This is a genomic window from Agrobacterium sp. fls2-241-TYG-188a, assembly GCF_030209845.1.
Genome location: NZ_JARVRD010000001.1, coordinates 730,496 through 746,317, shown reverse-complemented (window position 1 = coordinate 746,317; position 15,822 = coordinate 730,496). Strand labels below are relative to the sequence as shown.

15 protein-coding genes are annotated in these 15,822 nt (G+C 56.7%); 5 read left to right on the top strand and 10 right to left on the bottom strand.

The annotated features are described in order from the left end of the window. Window positions 1–9: 9 nt before the first annotated feature. On the bottom strand, window positions 10–987 hold the full coding sequence (locus tag QRN85_RS03190) for a substrate-binding domain-containing protein (RefSeq protein WP_284757197.1): 978 nt from the start codon (window positions 985–987) through the stop codon (window positions 10–12). A gap of 226 nt (window positions 988–1,213) precedes the next feature. Between QRN85_RS03190 and QRN85_RS03185 the strand changes: the two genes are divergently transcribed. Continuing rightward, on the top strand, window positions 1,214–2,275 hold the full coding sequence (locus QRN85_RS03185; protein WP_502870749.1) for a LacI family DNA-binding transcriptional regulator: 1,062 nt from the start codon (window positions 1,214–1,216) through the stop codon (window positions 2,273–2,275). Window positions 2,276–2,326: 51 nt separating this feature from the next. Here QRN85_RS03185 and QRN85_RS03180 read toward each other — a convergent pair whose 3' ends face one another. From QRN85_RS03180 to QRN85_RS03145, 8 genes are all read right to left on the bottom strand, one after another. Then, entirely contained in the window at window positions 2,327–2,695 is a 369-nt protein-coding gene (locus QRN85_RS03180; protein ID WP_284757253.1) for a DUF4112 domain-containing protein, read from the bottom strand. Between the two features lie 230 nt (window positions 2,696–2,925). Continuing rightward, window positions 2,926–3,648 carry an outer membrane protein gene (locus QRN85_RS03175; RefSeq protein ID WP_113091736.1) on the bottom strand — a complete coding sequence of 241 codons (723 nt, stop codon included), beginning with the start codon at window positions 3,646–3,648 and terminating at the stop codon, window positions 2,926–2,928. A 173-nt stretch (window positions 3,649–3,821) separates the two neighbouring features. Beyond that, window positions 3,822–5,813 (bottom strand): alpha-glucosidase, encoded by a 1,992-nt coding sequence (locus QRN85_RS03170; RefSeq protein ID WP_284757195.1) that lies wholly within the window; start codon window positions 5,811–5,813, stop codon window positions 3,822–3,824. A gap of 52 nt (window positions 5,814–5,865) precedes the next feature. Next, a complete protein-coding gene (locus QRN85_RS03165) occupies window positions 5,866–6,720 on the bottom strand; it encodes a carbohydrate ABC transporter permease (protein ID WP_062587849.1) in 855 nt (284 codons plus the stop codon). Between the two features lie 5 nt (window positions 6,721–6,725). Continuing rightward, window positions 6,726–7,658, bottom strand: a complete 933-nt coding sequence (locus QRN85_RS03160) for a carbohydrate ABC transporter permease (protein ID WP_284757194.1) — start codon at window positions 7,656–7,658, stop codon at window positions 6,726–6,728. Between the two features lie 125 nt (window positions 7,659–7,783). Next, window positions 7,784–9,019, bottom strand: a complete 1,236-nt coding sequence (locus QRN85_RS03155) for an ABC transporter substrate-binding protein (protein ID WP_284757193.1) — start codon at window positions 9,017–9,019, stop codon at window positions 7,784–7,786. 60 nt (window positions 9,020–9,079) lie between these two features. Next, window positions 9,080–10,153: an ABC transporter ATP-binding protein gene (locus QRN85_RS03150; RefSeq protein WP_284757192.1), complete on the bottom strand. Its 1,074-nt coding sequence runs from the start codon at window positions 10,151–10,153 to the stop codon at window positions 9,080–9,082. Between the two features lie 209 nt (window positions 10,154–10,362). Further along, window positions 10,363–11,067: a GntR family transcriptional regulator gene (locus tag QRN85_RS03145; protein ID WP_284757191.1), complete on the bottom strand. Its 705-nt coding sequence runs from the start codon at window positions 11,065–11,067 to the stop codon at window positions 10,363–10,365. Between the two features lie 101 nt (window positions 11,068–11,168). On the opposite strand from QRN85_RS03145, the gene QRN85_RS03140 reads away from it, so the two are divergent. Genes QRN85_RS03140 through QRN85_RS03130 form a run of 3 tightly spaced genes read left to right on the top strand, consistent with a single transcriptional unit; the run spans window position 11,169 to window position 13,743 of the window. Next, complete coding sequence (locus QRN85_RS03140; RefSeq protein ID WP_284757190.1) at window positions 11,169–12,326, top strand: LLM class flavin-dependent oxidoreductase; 1,158 nt, start codon at window positions 11,169–11,171, stop codon at window positions 12,324–12,326. Then, window positions 12,326–13,216, top strand: a complete 891-nt coding sequence (locus QRN85_RS03135) for an aldo/keto reductase (RefSeq protein WP_284757189.1) — start codon at window positions 12,326–12,328, stop codon at window positions 13,214–13,216. The genes QRN85_RS03140 and QRN85_RS03135 overlap by 1 nt, the downstream gene beginning before the upstream one ends. Continuing rightward, window positions 13,216–13,743 carry a flavin reductase family protein gene (locus QRN85_RS03130; RefSeq protein WP_112962316.1) on the top strand — a complete coding sequence of 176 codons (528 nt, stop codon included), beginning with the start codon at window positions 13,216–13,218 and terminating at the stop codon, window positions 13,741–13,743. Before QRN85_RS03135 ends, QRN85_RS03130 begins: the two co-directional genes overlap by 1 nt. Before the next feature lie 63 nt (window positions 13,744–13,806). Here QRN85_RS03130 and QRN85_RS03125 read toward each other — a convergent pair whose 3' ends face one another. Beyond that, a complete protein-coding gene (locus QRN85_RS03125) occupies window positions 13,807–14,823 on the bottom strand; it encodes a YeiH family protein (protein WP_112962315.1) in 1,017 nt (338 codons plus the stop codon). Between the two features lie 105 nt (window positions 14,824–14,928). Between QRN85_RS03125 and QRN85_RS03120 the strand changes: the two genes are divergently transcribed. Continuing rightward, a complete protein-coding gene (locus QRN85_RS03120) occupies window positions 14,929–15,816 on the top strand; it encodes a LysR family transcriptional regulator (protein ID WP_113091747.1) in 888 nt (295 codons plus the stop codon). The last annotated feature ends 6 nt before the right edge of the window (window positions 15,817–15,822 follow it).

Below are 15,822 nucleotides of genomic sequence, written 5' to 3'. Positions count from 1 at the left end.
CGGGAGGAACTAGAGGCCCATGGAAACCAGCTTGTCGATGCTTTCCTTGTCGATCTTCAACAGCTGATCGACCACGATGGTGTTGCCTTCAGGCGCAATCTTGCCAAGGCCCGGAATGTCGTCACCCGCCTTCGGCTCCTGGCCCTTGGCGATACGGTCCGCAAGCGTGATGAACACTTCACCGGCCTGCTTCGGGTTCCACATGAAGCCGCCCGTCAAAGCGCCCGATTTGATGAGCTTTGCGCCCTGCCCCGGCGAGAACGGACCGATGACGAAGACCTTGCCATCCTTGCGACGCTCTTCCACAGCGCGACCTGCGCCAATCGGGCCCTGCGATCCAAAGGCAAGGAAGCCCTTGAGATCGGCATTTGCCGCCATCAGATCAAGCGCCGTGGAACGGCTCTTGTCGACGTCTTCGGCCACGCCGTAACGGTCGCCGATCAGCTTCATGTCGGGATAGTTGGCCTTGATATAGGCAATGGCGCCATCGGCCCAGGCATTGTGAAGCGGCACGGTCAGCGAGCCAACGAACACCGCGTATGAACCCTTGCCGCCCATCTTTTCGGCCAGCAACTTGCCGTGCGCTTCACCGAAACCCTTGGCGGAAGCGAGTTCGAAATCCCAGTTCGCGCCAACCTGCTTTGGCGATTCATGGGTGATGACCTTGATACCGGCATCCTGAGCTTTCTTCAGGACAGGCTCCAGCACCTTCGCGTCATTCGGCACAACGCCGATAACATCAACCTTCTGCGCAATCAGGTCTTCGATAGCGCGGACCTGAAGTGCTGGATCAGCGCTCGTTGGGCCGACCATGAAACCCTGTACGCCGAGCTTGGCGCTCTGTTCCTTGATGCCCGCTTCCATGGCGTTGAACCAGGCAATGCCACCAATCTTGACGACGACACCGACCTTTGGCCCATCGGCCAATGCGGTGGACGCGAGTAATGCAAGCGAAAGGCCGACTGCGGCCGCAATTATCTTTTTCATGGATGCTCCTCCTCCAAAAACATTCCAGCGAGCAAGGATAGGCGCTCCAACGCCTTAACCTCCAGCCTCGAAACCCGAGACACTGCTCTGCCACTCCCATAGCAACAACCATCTGCGCAATCGGTATTGCAAAGTTGCACAATCGATGGTGCATTGAACATAACACGGTTATACCTTTCGTCAAGAGGACGAATATCCTAACAATCGGAATCATTCGGAGGATGTGATGAACCAGAGCTCCAAGAAAGCCACTATTTACGACCTGTCGGTTTTATCAGGCGCATCGGCATCCACCGTCAGCGCCGTTTTGAACGGATCGTGGCGCAAGCGGCGTATTTCACAGGAGACTGCGGAAAAGATTCTATCGCTTGCCAAGGCCGAGCGTTATACCGCCAATCTTCAGGCCCGCGGCTTGAGAAGCTCCAAATCAGGCCTCGTCGGTTTGCTGGTACCCGTCTATGACAACCGCTTCTTCTCATCCATGGCGCAAACCTTCGAAGCTCAGGCGCGGTCGCGTGGTCTGTCGGCGATGGTCGTGTCAGGTAGACGCGATCCAGATGAGGAGCGGCGGACTGTCGAAACACTCATCGCGTACTCCATCGACGCGCTGTTTATCGCTGGTGTCAAGGATCCGGATGGTGTCCACCAGATCTGCGCCAGCGCGAAGCTGCCGCATGTCAACATCGACCTTCCTGGCAAATTCGCCTATTCGGTGATTTCGGACAACCGCAATGGCGCAGAAGCGCTGACCGATGCAATCCTTCGCCACGCATCCCGAAACGGCGACTTCAGCGCGGAAGAAGTCGTGCTGTTTGGTGGCCATGACGACCACGCGAGCCGCGAGCGAATTGCAGGCTTCCATGCAGCAAAGCGAGCGTTTTTCGGCACCGAAGGCAGCGGCGACATTGAGGTAACGGGCTATTCGCCCCGCATGACCGAGCTCGCTTTCGAACGCTTCTTTTTGCGCGAAGGCCATCTGCCACGGTGTCTGTTCATCAACTCGTCCATCAATTTCGAAGGGCTTCTACGTTTTCTCGGACGGTACGATGTGGAGATGTTCAAAGACATCGTCGTCGGATGCTTCGACTACGACCCATTTGCATCTTTTCTCCCCTTCCCCGTCTATATGGCGAAACCGAACATTGCAGAGATGCTGGAGCGGGGGTTTGAATTGCTTGAGGCGGCGCCCGATCATCCGGAGATTACCGTGATCATGCCGCAACTGGTCTCACCAAGAACAGCACTGACCGGGCCGCTCGATGAGATTAAAGACCCAACGCAAATGTAAGCATTGGGACACGGCAAAGCGACGATTATCAGTAACGAACCGGACAGGCGATCAAGGCCGACGTATGTCTTCCTGCATCACACCAAAATGGTCGAGAATCATCTGTACGTTTCTGCGGTGAGATTTGAAATACAGATCGAAGACGTCTCCGAGCAGAGGGACGCTGCCTACACAGGCATCCAGCGCAATGTTTCCCACCATCCGCGAAAGCTTCTCCTTGGGAACACCAAGACGACGCGCTTCATTGACGATGTAAAGACCGATCATCGCACCTGCGCCGTCACCGATCACAGGCACGAGTCCGAACACCGAGTCGGCGCCAAGACGAAGTTTCGTTCCGGGGATGCCGATGGCTGTATCCATCAGTCTCGCTATCCGCGCGAGGCGGCGGATGCGTTGCAGGCGTTGTTCACCGCCCAATGCGGTGTACGCTGCACCCTTGTCAAAATCGCTTGCGCTCCATGAACCTGCCAATCGCATAGCCTCCAAATCGGGACATTTCCCGTCATAAAGGAATGGGGAGTGCGAGAATTCGTTTCAAGGGCTTCAGTGTGACTTTCGCCACCGAGCCACATAGCGGCACATAGTGCCCGCTCAGGTAAAATGACGCCTGAAAAGGAAAGGGCCGCAATTTGCGGCCCTTTGAACGATCAGAACTGACGGCGGAAGCCGACTGTCAGAGCGTGGCTGCTGAAGTCTGTGCTTGAGGTGGTGCCGTCGACGGCTGTGAAATCGAAATCATCGGCAGCAGTGTAGCGGTAACCGATATCGAATGTGGTGTTGGTGAACAGGCTCACATCACGGAAGAAGGAAATGGAGCTGAGCTCGATGCCAACGCCTGCGTCAAGGTGGTAAGCAAACTTCGTGTCGTCATCATCAAGTACGACGCCGGTAGCGGAAACGCCCTGGCGACGAAGCTCGAGGTTCATGGCACCAACGCCGCCGCCGAAGTAAGGCGTGAAGGCCGTGCCAGTCGGGACGTCCATGTAAGCATTGACATAGCCCTGGATCGCACGGGCCGAGCCGAAGGAATCATTGCCTGCGCCAAAGCCGCCCACGAAATGCTCATCAACATCTGCGCGGCCATAGCCGACTTCAAGTTCGATACGTGGAGACACGAAGCCGTAGGAGCCGAAGCTGTAACCTGCACGCAATGCGCTGTAGGTGCCCATGTCGTATTCGCTTCTGATATCAAAGCCTGAAGCGGAGAAATCGAGGTCGTCCATGAATGTCAGGCTGCTGACAGAGCCAAGATAGAACCCACCTGGGTTTGCCACTGTCGCTGCAGGTTCGGTCTGAACGGCGAGATCTGCGGCAGAAGCAGACGAGCCGAGCAATGCCAAAAGGCCCGCGCACTTCAAGAGATATCTCATTTGAAAACCTTTCTGAATCAGCCCCCGCCGATGCGGCCAGATTGGTTGTTCCCGCGGTTGCTGTCCACTTCGACTTTCATTTTCTAATGTTATTGAAAACTAAAATCAGAGGCGCGTTGCAGCTTGGCAACGCATTTCCCTTGAAAGCCGCAACAACGCCCCTAGTCCAAAGCTCAGATTTCCTTCAAAGCCGCAAACAGGCTTTGGTGCGCGGACCCGGCTTTATAGAAGACGGCGGGACGACCGAGAGGGGTAGAAACTGACACCTCGATGCCGCCCGAAAACTCTTCACCACTCCACACATGAACCCAGGTTTCACCGTTAGGGAGATAGAGCACACGGTTTTCCTCACCCGCTTTCCATACGGGCGCGACAAGCAGGTCGGCGCCGTAGAGATAGCTGTCCTGAATCGTGTAGGTCTCGCGGTCATGCTGATAATGCAGGAAGAGTGGTCTTTGCACCGGCAGTCCACGCGCGACGGCCTCCGCGGACAGAGTTTTGAGATAAGGCGCAAGATGGTGATAAAGCCGCGTCATGCGGGCAAAATGCGAGAGGACAACAGGATCCTGATCCAGCTGCATGTTTTCGCGCGGGCGGTTTCCTTCGTGACTGCGCATGACCGGCGTAAATGCTGCCATCTCGGCCCAGCGCATCAACAGCTCCGGCGTGCGAACATTGCCGAAAAGGCTGGTGTATCCGCCGATATCCGAATGGTGGTAGGCATTGCCGAGCAGGCCGGACGACAGCGCTCCGCACATGACGGTTACAAGACCGTCGTGTCGTGAAAAATCGACCGATTGATCGCCGCCCCACAGAAGCGGGCAATGTTTCTGAACGCCGGTGAATCCGGCGCGCATGAAGAACAATGCCTCTCCGGTCTTGCCACGCGAGGCAACCGCTTTTGCATTCACCTCTGCCCACAATGTTGGCCAGGCATTGTGCATGAGCTTGGCATCGATGCCATTCGAAAGGTGCACGTCGATGGGCAGGTATTCGCCAAAATCGGCCATCCAGCCGGAGAGGCCAAAATCCAGCATGTTCTTGCCAATGATGTCCTCTGCAAACCAGTCGGCGGCCGCCTTGTTGGTAAAATCCACGACACCACAATCGAATTCACCGAAATCGACACGGGCCGTATCGCCGTTTCCATCGGTGGCAAAGTAGCCCTTGTCCTCTGCGACCTTGAAGAGCGGCCCGTCAACACAGAGATATGGATTGACGTAGCCCAGGAAGCGAATGCCGCTATCGTGCAGCTCCGCGATCTTATCTTTCAAGCCGGGATAGCGAGTATCGTTTGCCTGCCAGTCCCAGAACAGCCTCGCGCCGAAGCTCGTTTGGCGCAATCCCACCCAGTCTTCGCACCAGAGAGCAGATACCTGGACGCCAGCATTGAGCATGGTATCCAGCCGCGCAAAGGAGTTTTCGCCATCCTTCAGGCCGATGATGGCGCCATTATAGACCCAATCCGGCAAGGGCGGCTGGCGTCCGAAGCGCAGAGACAAGGCCTCGACCATTTCCACGAAGGAAGGAGCTGCGAAAAACTCAAGCCGTTCGGGAATGGCCCAGACTTCTATTTCGTGGAAGCCCTTCTGCCGGAAATCGAATACGGAATAGGCCTTCGTTTCGACATGCAGTGCATAGAGCGCCGATGACACATATGTCGGCTGGGGATAGTTTGTGTTGTAGTAGTCACCACCAGCCTTGTCCTTGACGTTGGCCTTGAAGGTGATTTCACTTGTGGGGTCGCGACCAACGCCAGGCTCTGACGTCCACAGGGGAAAGCGGCGACCGCGCATGTCGAAATAGGACATCTGCTCGCCACCGCCCCAGACATGCTCATCCTCATCAGCCTGAATGCGGATCCAAAAACGGTTGAGGCCGGGGTCGAGTGCTTCAAAACTGATGGCGTTATCGCCGATGGTAAGAGCAAGACGCGCTGGCTGGCCCGGAGCATCGGAAAAAGAAACCCGGTTGCCATCCAGCTCCGCGAAGGATAGCGGGCGTCGCTCGATGACGTAATCTTCGATGTCGAAGTTACCGCGATACATATCCATTCGCTCTTCGCCGCGACCGACGAAAATGGCTGGTGCGGTCTCGCTGTGGTCGAGGATCGTTCTGCCGTTGAGCGAAAGGGTGAATCCGGTCGCGGTGCGTTCGAGTTTCATTCCATTGTCTTTCAATAATTCCGAGCGGTCATGCATTATCCGCCTCAAGACGTCAGCCCTTGATGCCACCTGCAGTCAGCCCGGATACGACACGTTCCTGGAAAATGACGATGAGGATCGCCACGGGGACGATGCCAACCACCAACGCTGCGGAGATGACGGGCCAGGGGAAGGCGAACTCGCCCTGATAGAGCTGGATGCCGACCGGCAGTGTTCGCAAAGTGGGATTGGAGTTGAAGGAAAGCGCCAGCAGGAACTCGTCCCATGCGTTGACGAAAGCGAGAATGCCCGCAGTGAACACGCCCGGTGCGCAAAGCGGTACAACGACCTTGAACAAGGCGCCGAGGCGCGTGCAGCCATCGATCATGGCTGCATTTTCCAGATCACGCGGGATGCCTTCAAAGAAGGATACCAGCATCAGGGTGCAAACAGGCAGGCTTAGCACGGTGTAGGGCAAAACCAGTGCGGTCCAGCTGTTGAGCAGGTTGAGCGCGCGCATGATTTCAAACAACGGCACCAGCAGCGTGACGAGCGGGAATGTGGAGACGGCGATGATCAGGGAAAGGATCAAGCCGCGATAGGCCAGATTGAGACGCGCCAGTGCATAGGCAGCCAGCACCGAAACGAGCAAAGTCAGCGCTGTCGACAGAAGCGCGACCATGAAGCTGTTGAACAGGAAGATGTGCAGGGGCTGATCCGAAAAGGCCTGCATGTAGTTTTGCAGAGTCGGCGCGTGCGGCACCCATGTGATTGGCTTCGCCGTCAATTCGGCTTCTGTCTTCAGGGACGTGAACAGGATCCACAGGGCGGGGAACATGCCGTTGATCAACAGAATGCCAGCGGCGATGAAGCGAAGAGGCATACCCGACAGAAAGGACATGCGGCCATGCGATGTATGTGTGCTCATGGCAACTACTCCTTTGTCCGGATCATGCGCAGATAGACGGCTGTTACGCACATCGACAACACGAACATCATGACCGCAAGCGCAGAACCATAGCCGAGATCAAGGAAGGAGACCGTGTTCTGATGGATGTACATCGCAAGCGTTGCCGTGGATGTGCCTGGCCCGCCGCCTGTCATCATGTATGGAATATCAAAGGTTTGCAGCGCAGTGATCGTTCGAAAGATGAGCGCGACGACAATGGACGGCTTGAGCAGCGGCAGAGTGATTTCGAAAAACTGGCGCAACCGTCCGGCACCATCCACATCCGCAGCTTCATAGAGCGAGCGGGGAATTGTTTGCAGACCCGCCAGAATGATCAACGCCATGAATGACGAGGTCTTCCAGATGATGGTGAGGCAGATTGCAGCAAAGGCCCAGTTGGGCGAATTGAACCAAATAATTCCCTCAAAGCCGAAGCGATTGAGCACATCGTTCACGACGCCGTATTCAGAGTGAAAGAACCACGCGAAGATAAGACCTGCGAAGGACAGTGGCAGCGCCCAGGGAATGAGCAGGGACAGGCGGACGGGCCACTGCATGGCGAAAGGTAGATTGGCCATCAGCGCAAGGCCGAGCCCCATCAGCAAGGCACCCGGCACGGTGATGAGGGTGATAAGGACCGTGTTCCAGGTCGTTTCCCAGAAAACCGGATCTTCAAACATCAACTGATAGTTTTCCAGCCCGACAAACTCTGCTGGCAGTCCCGATGTCAGGGACAGGCTGAAGAAGCTTGTGTAGATCAGCCTGCACACCGGGTAGACGATGATCAGTGCCAACAGGATCGCCGCTGGCGCGAGAAGCAGGACGGCCAGAGACCGGTCGCTCAGGTCAAGCCAGCGCGTCCAGTTCGGAGACGGTGCCGCAGGTCTCTCGTCTGCTTTCGATAATGTCGTTGCCATGGTTCTGTTCCGAGCATTGGATGATCAGGGGGCGACGGACCACGTCGCCCCCAGTGGCAGGGCCACATCTTGTGAAGGTTCCAGCCCACCGCACAAATACTGCGGCGAGCACCTCAGGCATTATCCTAGCGCAGGATGCGCTTCAGGCGGGCCTCGATCTGATCGGCGCCCTGCTCCGGTGTCGAGACACCTGCCAGGACGGAGTTGACCGTGGTGCGGATGACTTCACTCACCTCATTGTAGCGTGGCGTGACAGGACGCGGCTTTGCGGTTTCGACAACCTGAAGGGCGTCGGCAAACCATGGCGCGCTTTTCAGGACATCGGCGTCCTTGTAAAGCCCGGCATAGGTAGGCAACAGCGAACCGTTGATGGCCATGAACTTGGAAACATCCTGCGAGGAGAGATATTCCACCAGCTTCTTTGCTTCATCCTGATGCTTGGAATAGGCGGAAACACCCCACTCCCAACCGCCGAGGCAGGTGGCCTGTTCTCCACCCGTGATCGCAGGCAGACGTGCCACGCCGACCTTATCGACGACAGCCGATTCCTTGCCCTGCGCCTGTGCCCAGGCATAGGACCAGTTCACCGCAAAGATCGCATTGCCAGCCTGGAATTCCTTGCGGGTGTCGTCGGTGCCGACTTCGGCAATATTCTTCTTGGAAACACCCTCATCAACGAAGCTCTTCCACAGGCTCAGCGACTTGATCGCCGCATCACGGTCAAATGTCAGGCGGCCATTCTCCGTAAGGTTTTTGCCTTGGCTCCAATAAGGCAACAGGAAGGTGCAGACTGCGCCTTCGATTGCCTTGCCCTGGAATGACAGACCCTGAAGATTGGCGTTGCCCTCCCCTTCCGAGATTTTCTTGGCGGCAACCTTCAATTCGTCCCAGGTCTTTGGAGGCTGAAGTCCGTATTTCTCAAGCAGATCCTTGCGATAATAAAGGAACTGCGAGTCTGCAAAGGCCGGAAGAGCGATGACCTTGCCATCGACGGTATTGGCGCCAGAATAAGCGGGCAGATAGGCCGACATGTCCTTGTTGGCAAAGTCGCTTGTCCAGCCAGCAGCGGCAAACTGGGCTGGGCGGATGACGTCGAGGATCAACACGTCAAGCGAGCTGTCCTTTGCCGACATGACCGTATTGAGATACTGCGCCTGCGCTTCGGAGGTGTTGCCGCCGGTTTCAATCTTGACCTTTACCTCAGGATTGGCGGCCTCATACTTGTCCAACGCCTGACGCCAGACATTTGGCTGGTGTTGGCTGGAGATATAGATGCTGAGCGTTGTCTCAGCTGCTGCCGGCATCGCAAAGGCCAGCATGGTGCCGCAAAAGAATGCACCGGTTAATTTCGTAAAGTTCATTGCTTCCTCCCGTTGTTATCTCTTGTGCGGTCAGCGACCTCCCAGCACCAGAACGCGATGCTAGATTGCACGCTCTGTCTGCGCGTCGAACAAATGGATCTTTGTTGGATCCACCGCGATCTTCAAAGTCTCCCCTGCCAGGATGCGCGTTTCCGGCGGCATTCTGGCGGTCAGAGTTTCGCTGCCAATGGCGAAATGGATCAAGGTATCCGAGCCCAACGGCTCAACGACCTGAACGTCGCAGGTCAGGGAAACGCTGGACGTGCCGATGGCGAAATGCTCCGGCCGGATCCCGACAATAACGTTCCGGCCTTCCGTCGCACCCGACTGACAATTCTCCCGCAGCGTGGATACGGGAATGCGATCACCGTTGGCGAAGACAAGATCTCCGCCTCTGACCGAAGCCTTCGCAAAATTCATGGCCGGAGAGCCGACGAAACCGCCAACGAAAACACTTGCAGGCTTGTTATAGACCTCGTCAGGCGTGCCCACCTGTTCGATCTCGCCGCCCTTCAGGATGACGATCCGGTCCGCCAGGGTCATGGCCTCGACCTGATCGTGGGTCACGTAGATGATGGTCGTGCCGATGGCCTGATGCAGTTTCTTGATCTCTGTGCGGACCTGACCACGCAGCTTGGCGTCGAGGTTCGACAGTGGCTCATCGAACAAAAACACCTGCGGGCGGCGAACGATTGCCCGCCCCATCGCAACACGCTGGCGCTGACCACCCGACAACTGACCGGGCCGGCGGTCCAGCAAGTGAGAAATGCCAAGCATGTTCGCCGCCTCGTCCACGCGCGCCGCGGCCTCACCTGCCGCTATGCCGCGGACCTTGAGGCTGAAGCCCATGTTTTCCCTGACGGTTTTGTGCGGGTAGAGCGCATAATCCTGAAACACCATGGCGATGTCCCGCTCGCGCGGCGCCAACCGGTTGACGACGCGGTCCCCGATTTTCACCTCGCCGCCGGTAATCGTTTCGAGACCCGCGACCATGCGAAGCGTCGTCGATTTGCCGCAGCCCGATGGTCCGACGAAAACGACGAACTCGCCATCGCTTATCTCAAGGTCGATGCCTTTGACGATGCGAAGCGCGCCATAACTCTTCTCAAGCTTTGAAAGCTTAACTGATGCCATTGATAATCACCCAACCCTCGGCCACGATGCTCCGGGCTCCTCTGACAAAGAGCATACGTTAGGAACGAATGAAAACAATAGTGTATCAATTTAATTTATTCCGTTTGAAATTTAATTCCAAGCGTTGTTTGAAAAAGGAAATTTCCGTTTTTTTTAAATTCTTCCATGTGGCAACTTGATTTCGGTCAAGATCAAAACCGCCCTGAGGCCTACCTCAAACGGTTGACGTAACGCGCTACGCTTTGATCATACCACGTGTGCGAAATCTCCGCCGTAGCCCCATCATGAGAGTAGCTGATGCGCAGCACGTGAGGCACGGCGTCTCCGCATCTCGGCCCAAATGCATCTGGCGACCAATCCGGCACGTGGCCTAGGTCGATATGGTCTTCGGCCTTCGCGATCCATAATCCTAGCCGCGTACGATAATAGAGATACAAGGATTCCGACAGTTCCTCCGCAGCGACCTGCTCGATATAGGAACCGTCAAGCCAGATTTCCTCGATTGCAGCAGCCTTGCCGCCGATGCGTCGAAGACGTCTAATGCGATGCCCCTCCTCAGATGAACCGAAGGACGGGATGTCATGCGGCTTCGTCTGACGGCTGACGCTTAAGACGTCTGCTGTTGGAAATCCACCGCCGGTGATGAGTTCCAGCCGGAACATGGAATAGACGCTCTTGGGATCAGTAATCGCGCAGATGTAGTTGCCAGAACCCTGAATGCGTTTCAGCAGGCCGCGATTGTGAAGTTCCGCCAATGTCTTTCGCAACGTTCCAACTGCTATTCCAAGCGTTGAGGCCATCTCGCGCTCAGGCGGAAGCTTCTCGCCATCGATCAGCCGACCGGCGGTGATGTCTCTGACAAGCGTCTCGGCGATCTGGAGATACACCGGCAGACTTCCCTTGGAGCTTCTCATTTTCAACGGTTTTTGACCTTCGTCAGAAAAAATTGATACATTATTGATTTACAAAATACGCGATGTTACTAAATTGGCAACCGTCCTGTGAGGAGGATTTCATGACGATTGTGCCAGTAACGTCCGCGGACCTTGACGCCAGCGAGGTCTCGTGGTTCTCAGCGCTGTGTTCCGACGACTACGCCTATCTCGGCGTTCCCGACGGCGCGTTGCGCTCCAGCTGGGAGCATTGCTCTTCCATCGTCCGAAAGTCTGAAGATCTCGGTTTCCGCAATATTTTGTGCCCCTCTTCCTACCAGGTGGGACAGGACACGCTGAGCTTTGTGGCCGGTTGCGCACCCATTACCGAGAAGATCAACTTCCTCGCGGCAATCCGCTGCGGCGAGATGCAGCCGATCATGCTGGCGCGGACGGTGGCGACGCTGGATCACATGCTGAAGGGTCGTCTTACACTCAACGTCATCAGCTCCGACTTCCCCGGTGAAGTTGCCGACAGCGCCTATCGCTACAGACGCAGCCACGAAGTGGTGGAAATCCTGCGGCAGGCGTGGACACGCGACACGATCGACCATGATGGGGAGATCTATCAGTTCAAGGGTGTTTCGACAGAGCCGGCCCGCCCCTATCAGCAGAATGGGGGACCGCTTCTCTATTTCGGAGGATATTCGCCGGACGCTCTGGAACTCTGCGGTGCCCAGTGCGATGTCTATCTGATGTGGCCGGAAACCAAGGAACAGCTTGCAGAGCGTATGCGTGCGGTGCATGCACGCGCCGAAGCGCACGGACGAACACTCGATTACGGTCTGCGCGTGCATATGATCGTCCGCGATACGGAGGCGGAGGCGAAAGAATATGCGGAACACCTTGTATCGAAGCTCGACGACGAATACGGCCAGCTTATCCGCAACCGCGCCCACGACAGCATTTCCTTAGGAGTCGCCCATCAGGCAAAAGCCCGTGAACTCGCGGACAAATTTGGCTACGTTGAACCGCATCTATGGACAGGCGTCGGACGCGCCCGTTCCGGATGTGGTGCAGCACTGGTCGGATCTACTGATCAGGTCCTGAGCGCATTGGAAGATTATCGTAAAATGGGAATTCGAGCCTTCATCTTCTCTGGCTATCCCCATCTAGAAGAGGCAGAGAATTTTGGTCGCAAAGTCTTGCCGCAAATGAAGACGTGTTCGCTACCCCACGCCCATGGGCGTGTACCGGCGCAGACGCCTTCAACACCCCTTGGAAACGGAGAGCGCCACTGATGGACCGCATCGAACTCACCCCTGACCTCTCATTCAGCCGCATCGTTTATGGCATGTGGCGCATCGGGGACGACAAGGACACCTCGCAGGGCCATGTACAAGCCAAGATCGAAGCTTGCCTGGAACAGGGCATAACAACGCTGGATCAGGCAGACATCTACGGCGGCTATACGGCGGAAGCGATCTTGGGACAAAGCTTCAAGGCGACGCCGTCGCTGCGAGACAAGGTCGAGATCGTGACCAAATGCGGCATCGTCGCGCCGGTCGGTCGCCACTCGTCTGCCCGCGTGAAGCATTATGATACATCGGCAGAACACATCAACGCGTCTGTCGAAGCGGCCTTGCGCGATATGGCTACAGACCGCATCGACCTTCTTCTCATTCACCGGCCCGACCCGATGATGGACCCGGATGAGACAGGTGCAGCACTTGATGAACTCGTGGCTTCCGGCAAGGTCCGAAGCGTCGGCGTATCCAATTTCCGCCCCTGGGACTTTTCCCTGTTGCAGACCCATATGGAAAACGAGCTGGTAACAAACCAGATCGAGCTCAGCCTCAGCGAGATTTCGCCGCTTACCAATGGCGATCTGGCCTATCTTCAGGAAAGAAATCTCCCTGTCATGGCCTGGTCTCCTCTGGGTGGCGGATCGCTTATGACCGCTGGCGGCCCGCTGGCCGATGCAATGGCGAAGATTGCGGGTGATCAGGGCGTGGACAATGCCGCAGTCGCGATCGCCTGGTTGCTGCGCCATCCGGCGAGAATACTGCCCGTGCTCGGCACGAACAACCTTGAGCGCATCAAGGCTATTTCTCAGGCCGAAAAAGTGGTCATGGACCGCCAGACGTGGTTTGAGCTCTACACACTTGCAGCAGGCCGTGAGGTGCCGTGATGACATCACCGATCAACGTGCAGGACCACGGCGAGCACAGGTTTGTTCCGGACGCTGCGAATACGCGCAGCTTCCGTACCGCGCTTGGAACATTTCCGACCGGCATAACGGTTGTGACCGCGCAAAGCCCGGCTGGACCGATCGGCATGACCGTAAACAGCTTTTCGTCCGTTTCGCTTGATCCGCCGTTGATCCTGTGGTCGCCGGCAAAGACGTCATCCCGGCATGATCTCTTTGCCAACGCAACTCATTTCGCCATTCACGTTCTTGCCGCAGAGCAAGGCGATCTCAGCAGCCGTTTTACCCGCGGCGGCCTTGGCTTCGACGAGTTCTCCTGGGATGAAAATCCGGAAGGTGTTCCAATCATAGCGGGAACGCTCAGCCGTTTCGAATGCGAGCGTGCCTCGGTCTATGATGGCGGTGACCACTCGATATTGCTGGGCCGTGTACTGCGCGCAGCACACCGGGAAGGTGAACCCCTTTGCTTTGCACGGGGTGCGCTGGGTCGGTTCGCTCTCGTTTCCTGACGATCGGCCCCTGAAGCCGCGGCGTTTCGTGGACCTTTATACGCCGCTGCAACTTCGCCTGCCTTATGGCTGGAGCGCCGATATGACCACGAAGTAGCTGACGGTTACGAGCAGCAACAGCGAAATCGATGAAGCAACAATCACCCGGCCACCGGCACTGGCAACGGTGCGAATATCGACTGACAGCCCAAGACCCGCCATAGCAATGACGGTAAGCGCGCTTGAGATTGTCAGCAGGATGGTTACGATTTCAAGCGGGATCAGGCCCAACGATCGCAGCACCACCACCGCCATGAAGCCGATGATAAACCACGGAACAAGGTTGCGACGGGAGGTTGCGCGGCCTTCACGCCGGGCGGCCTTTCCCTGAAGGATGCCAAGCGTGAAGATGACGGGACCAAGCATGAGGACACGCAGCAATTTGATGACCGTTCCCGTCTGGACGGCAAGGAGACCAGCGGGCGTCGCCGCCGCCAGAACCTGCGGAACGGCGTAGACAGTCAACCCTGTCAGAGCCCCGTATTGGAGAGCGCCCATTCCTGCATAGACATAAAGGAGCGGCAGAAGCAGGACCGAGGCGACGCCGAGAACAGCGGTGAAAGCGAGAGCGGAAGCCACCTCATCGGAATTGGCTTCAATAACCGGAGCGACTGCGACAATTGCAGAGTTGCCGCAAATGGAATTCCCGCAGGCGATTAGCATCGACAGGCGCGGAGACAGACCGAGCAGGCGGGCAACCGCGAAGCTTACATAGATGGACATGGTAACGATGGCAGCAACGGCAATGATGAGCGTCAGCCCGGCACTTCGGATTGTGGCAAAACTGATGGAGGCACCGAGAAGGACAATGGCGATCTCGAGCAATGTCTTGGAACTGAAGCTTATGCCCGGTTGCCATGATTTCTGCTGTGAGAAGATGGTCCTGATCGCAATTCCGATGATGATCGCAAACACCAAGGCCTCAAGAAACCCAGCGCCCAGCAACGCGTGCTGAATGCGGGCGAGAACATAGGCTGCACCGGCGACAAGGACGCACATGACCAAGCCGGGGACGATTTGACGGAGTTGCGAGGACTGCATGATGAACTGACTCGATTGATACCAGTCGCAGTTTTTTCATCTAATTTAATTTACTTCCATCGAATATAATTCTACGTTTCATTCGGAAAAACAGAACGATTTCCTATGACCTTCGAACAACTCTCAATCTTTGTTGCCGTAGCCGAGCGCGAGCACCTGACGAAGGCAGCGGCCGCCATTCATCTGACGCCATCGGCCGTCAGCTCGGCCATCCGCAATCTCGAACAGCATTATGGCGTCGAGCTTTTCCATCGCATCGGACGTCGCATCGAGCTGACGGCAGCGGGACGCATCTTTCTTGATGAAGCACGGATGCTGCTCGCACGGTCTCGTTCCGTGGAACTGATCCTGAGCGAGTTGGGCGGGATGCAACGCGGCTCGCTGAATGTTTTCGCCAGCCAGACGATCGCAAGCTATTGGCTGCCGCCACGTCTCATGGCCTTTCACAATGACTTTCCCGGCATAGAGCTGGAACTGACAATAGGAAACACGCGCACCGTTGCAGACGCTGTCATTAGTGGCGAGGCCGATATCGGCTTTGTCGAGGGTGAACTGGATGAGCCGGCGCTTGCGGGCTCTATTGTCGCCAAGGATGAACTTGTGGTCGTTGTTGGTCCGTCTCACCCATGGGCAGGCAAAAAGGCGCTTTGCGCGGAGGACCTGAAAGATGGTCGCTGGGTGATGCGCGAAGTGGGATCGGGAACGCGGTCTGCCTTTGAGGAAGCCTTGATCGATCTCGGCATCAAGGCCGGTTCCCTCAATACCGTGCTGGTCCTCCCGTCCAACGAGTCTATTCTCTGCGCCTTGCTTTCCGGTACGGGAGCAGCCGCGGTGTCGCGGCTTGCCGCACAGCTGTATATTGAGAGCGGCAGATTATGCGAAGTCGATTTTCGCGCCCCTGCCCGCGAATTCCGGATTTTGCGACACAAGGAGCGTCACGCGAGCAAAGCCGCGCTGACGCTCTTCGATATCTGTCATCGCAAGGACGGCTAAAGGCCT

What these genes read in the sequence shown, in the direction of transcription:
- QRN85_RS03190 (WP_284757197.1), bottom strand. Translation starts at nt 987, where the DNA reads ATGAAAAAGATAATTGCGGCCGCAGTCGGCCTTTCGCTTGCATTACTC.
- QRN85_RS03185 (WP_502870749.1), top strand. Translation starts at nt 1,214, where the DNA reads ATGAACCAGAGCTCCAAGAAAGCCACTATTTACGACCTGTCGGTTTTA.
- QRN85_RS03175 (WP_113091736.1), bottom strand. Translation starts at nt 3,648, where the DNA reads ATGAGATATCTCTTGAAGTGCGCGGGCCTTTTGGCATTGCTCGGCTCG.
- QRN85_RS03170 (WP_284757195.1), bottom strand. Translation starts at nt 5,813, where the DNA reads ATGAAACTCGAACGCACCGCGACCGGATTCACCCTTTCGCTCAACGGC.
- QRN85_RS03165 (WP_062587849.1), bottom strand. Translation starts at nt 6,720, where the DNA reads ATGAGCACACATACATCGCATGGCCGCATGTCCTTTCTGTCGGGTATG.
- QRN85_RS03160 (WP_284757194.1), bottom strand. Translation starts at nt 7,658, where the DNA reads ATGGCAACGACATTATCGAAAGCAGACGAGAGACCTGCGGCACCGTCT.
- QRN85_RS03155 (WP_284757193.1), bottom strand. Translation starts at nt 9,019, where the DNA reads ATGAACTTTACGAAATTAACCGGTGCATTCTTTTGCGGCACCATGCTG.
- QRN85_RS03150 (WP_284757192.1), bottom strand. Translation starts at nt 10,153, where the DNA reads ATGGCATCAGTTAAGCTTTCAAAGCTTGAGAAGAGTTATGGCGCGCTT.
- QRN85_RS03145 (WP_284757191.1), bottom strand. Translation starts at nt 11,067, where the DNA reads ATGAGAAGCTCCAAGGGAAGTCTGCCGGTGTATCTCCAGATCGCCGAG.
- QRN85_RS03140 (WP_284757190.1), top strand. Translation starts at nt 11,169, where the DNA reads ATGACGATTGTGCCAGTAACGTCCGCGGACCTTGACGCCAGCGAGGTC.
- QRN85_RS03135 (WP_284757189.1), top strand. Translation starts at nt 12,326, where the DNA reads ATGGACCGCATCGAACTCACCCCTGACCTCTCATTCAGCCGCATCGTT.
- QRN85_RS03130 (WP_112962316.1), top strand. Translation starts at nt 13,216, where the DNA reads ATGACATCACCGATCAACGTGCAGGACCACGGCGAGCACAGGTTTGTT.
- QRN85_RS03125 (WP_112962315.1), bottom strand. Translation starts at nt 14,823, where the DNA reads ATGCAGTCCTCGCAACTCCGTCAAATCGTCCCCGGCTTGGTCATGTGC.
- QRN85_RS03120 (WP_113091747.1), top strand. Translation starts at nt 14,929, where the DNA reads ATGACCTTCGAACAACTCTCAATCTTTGTTGCCGTAGCCGAGCGCGAG.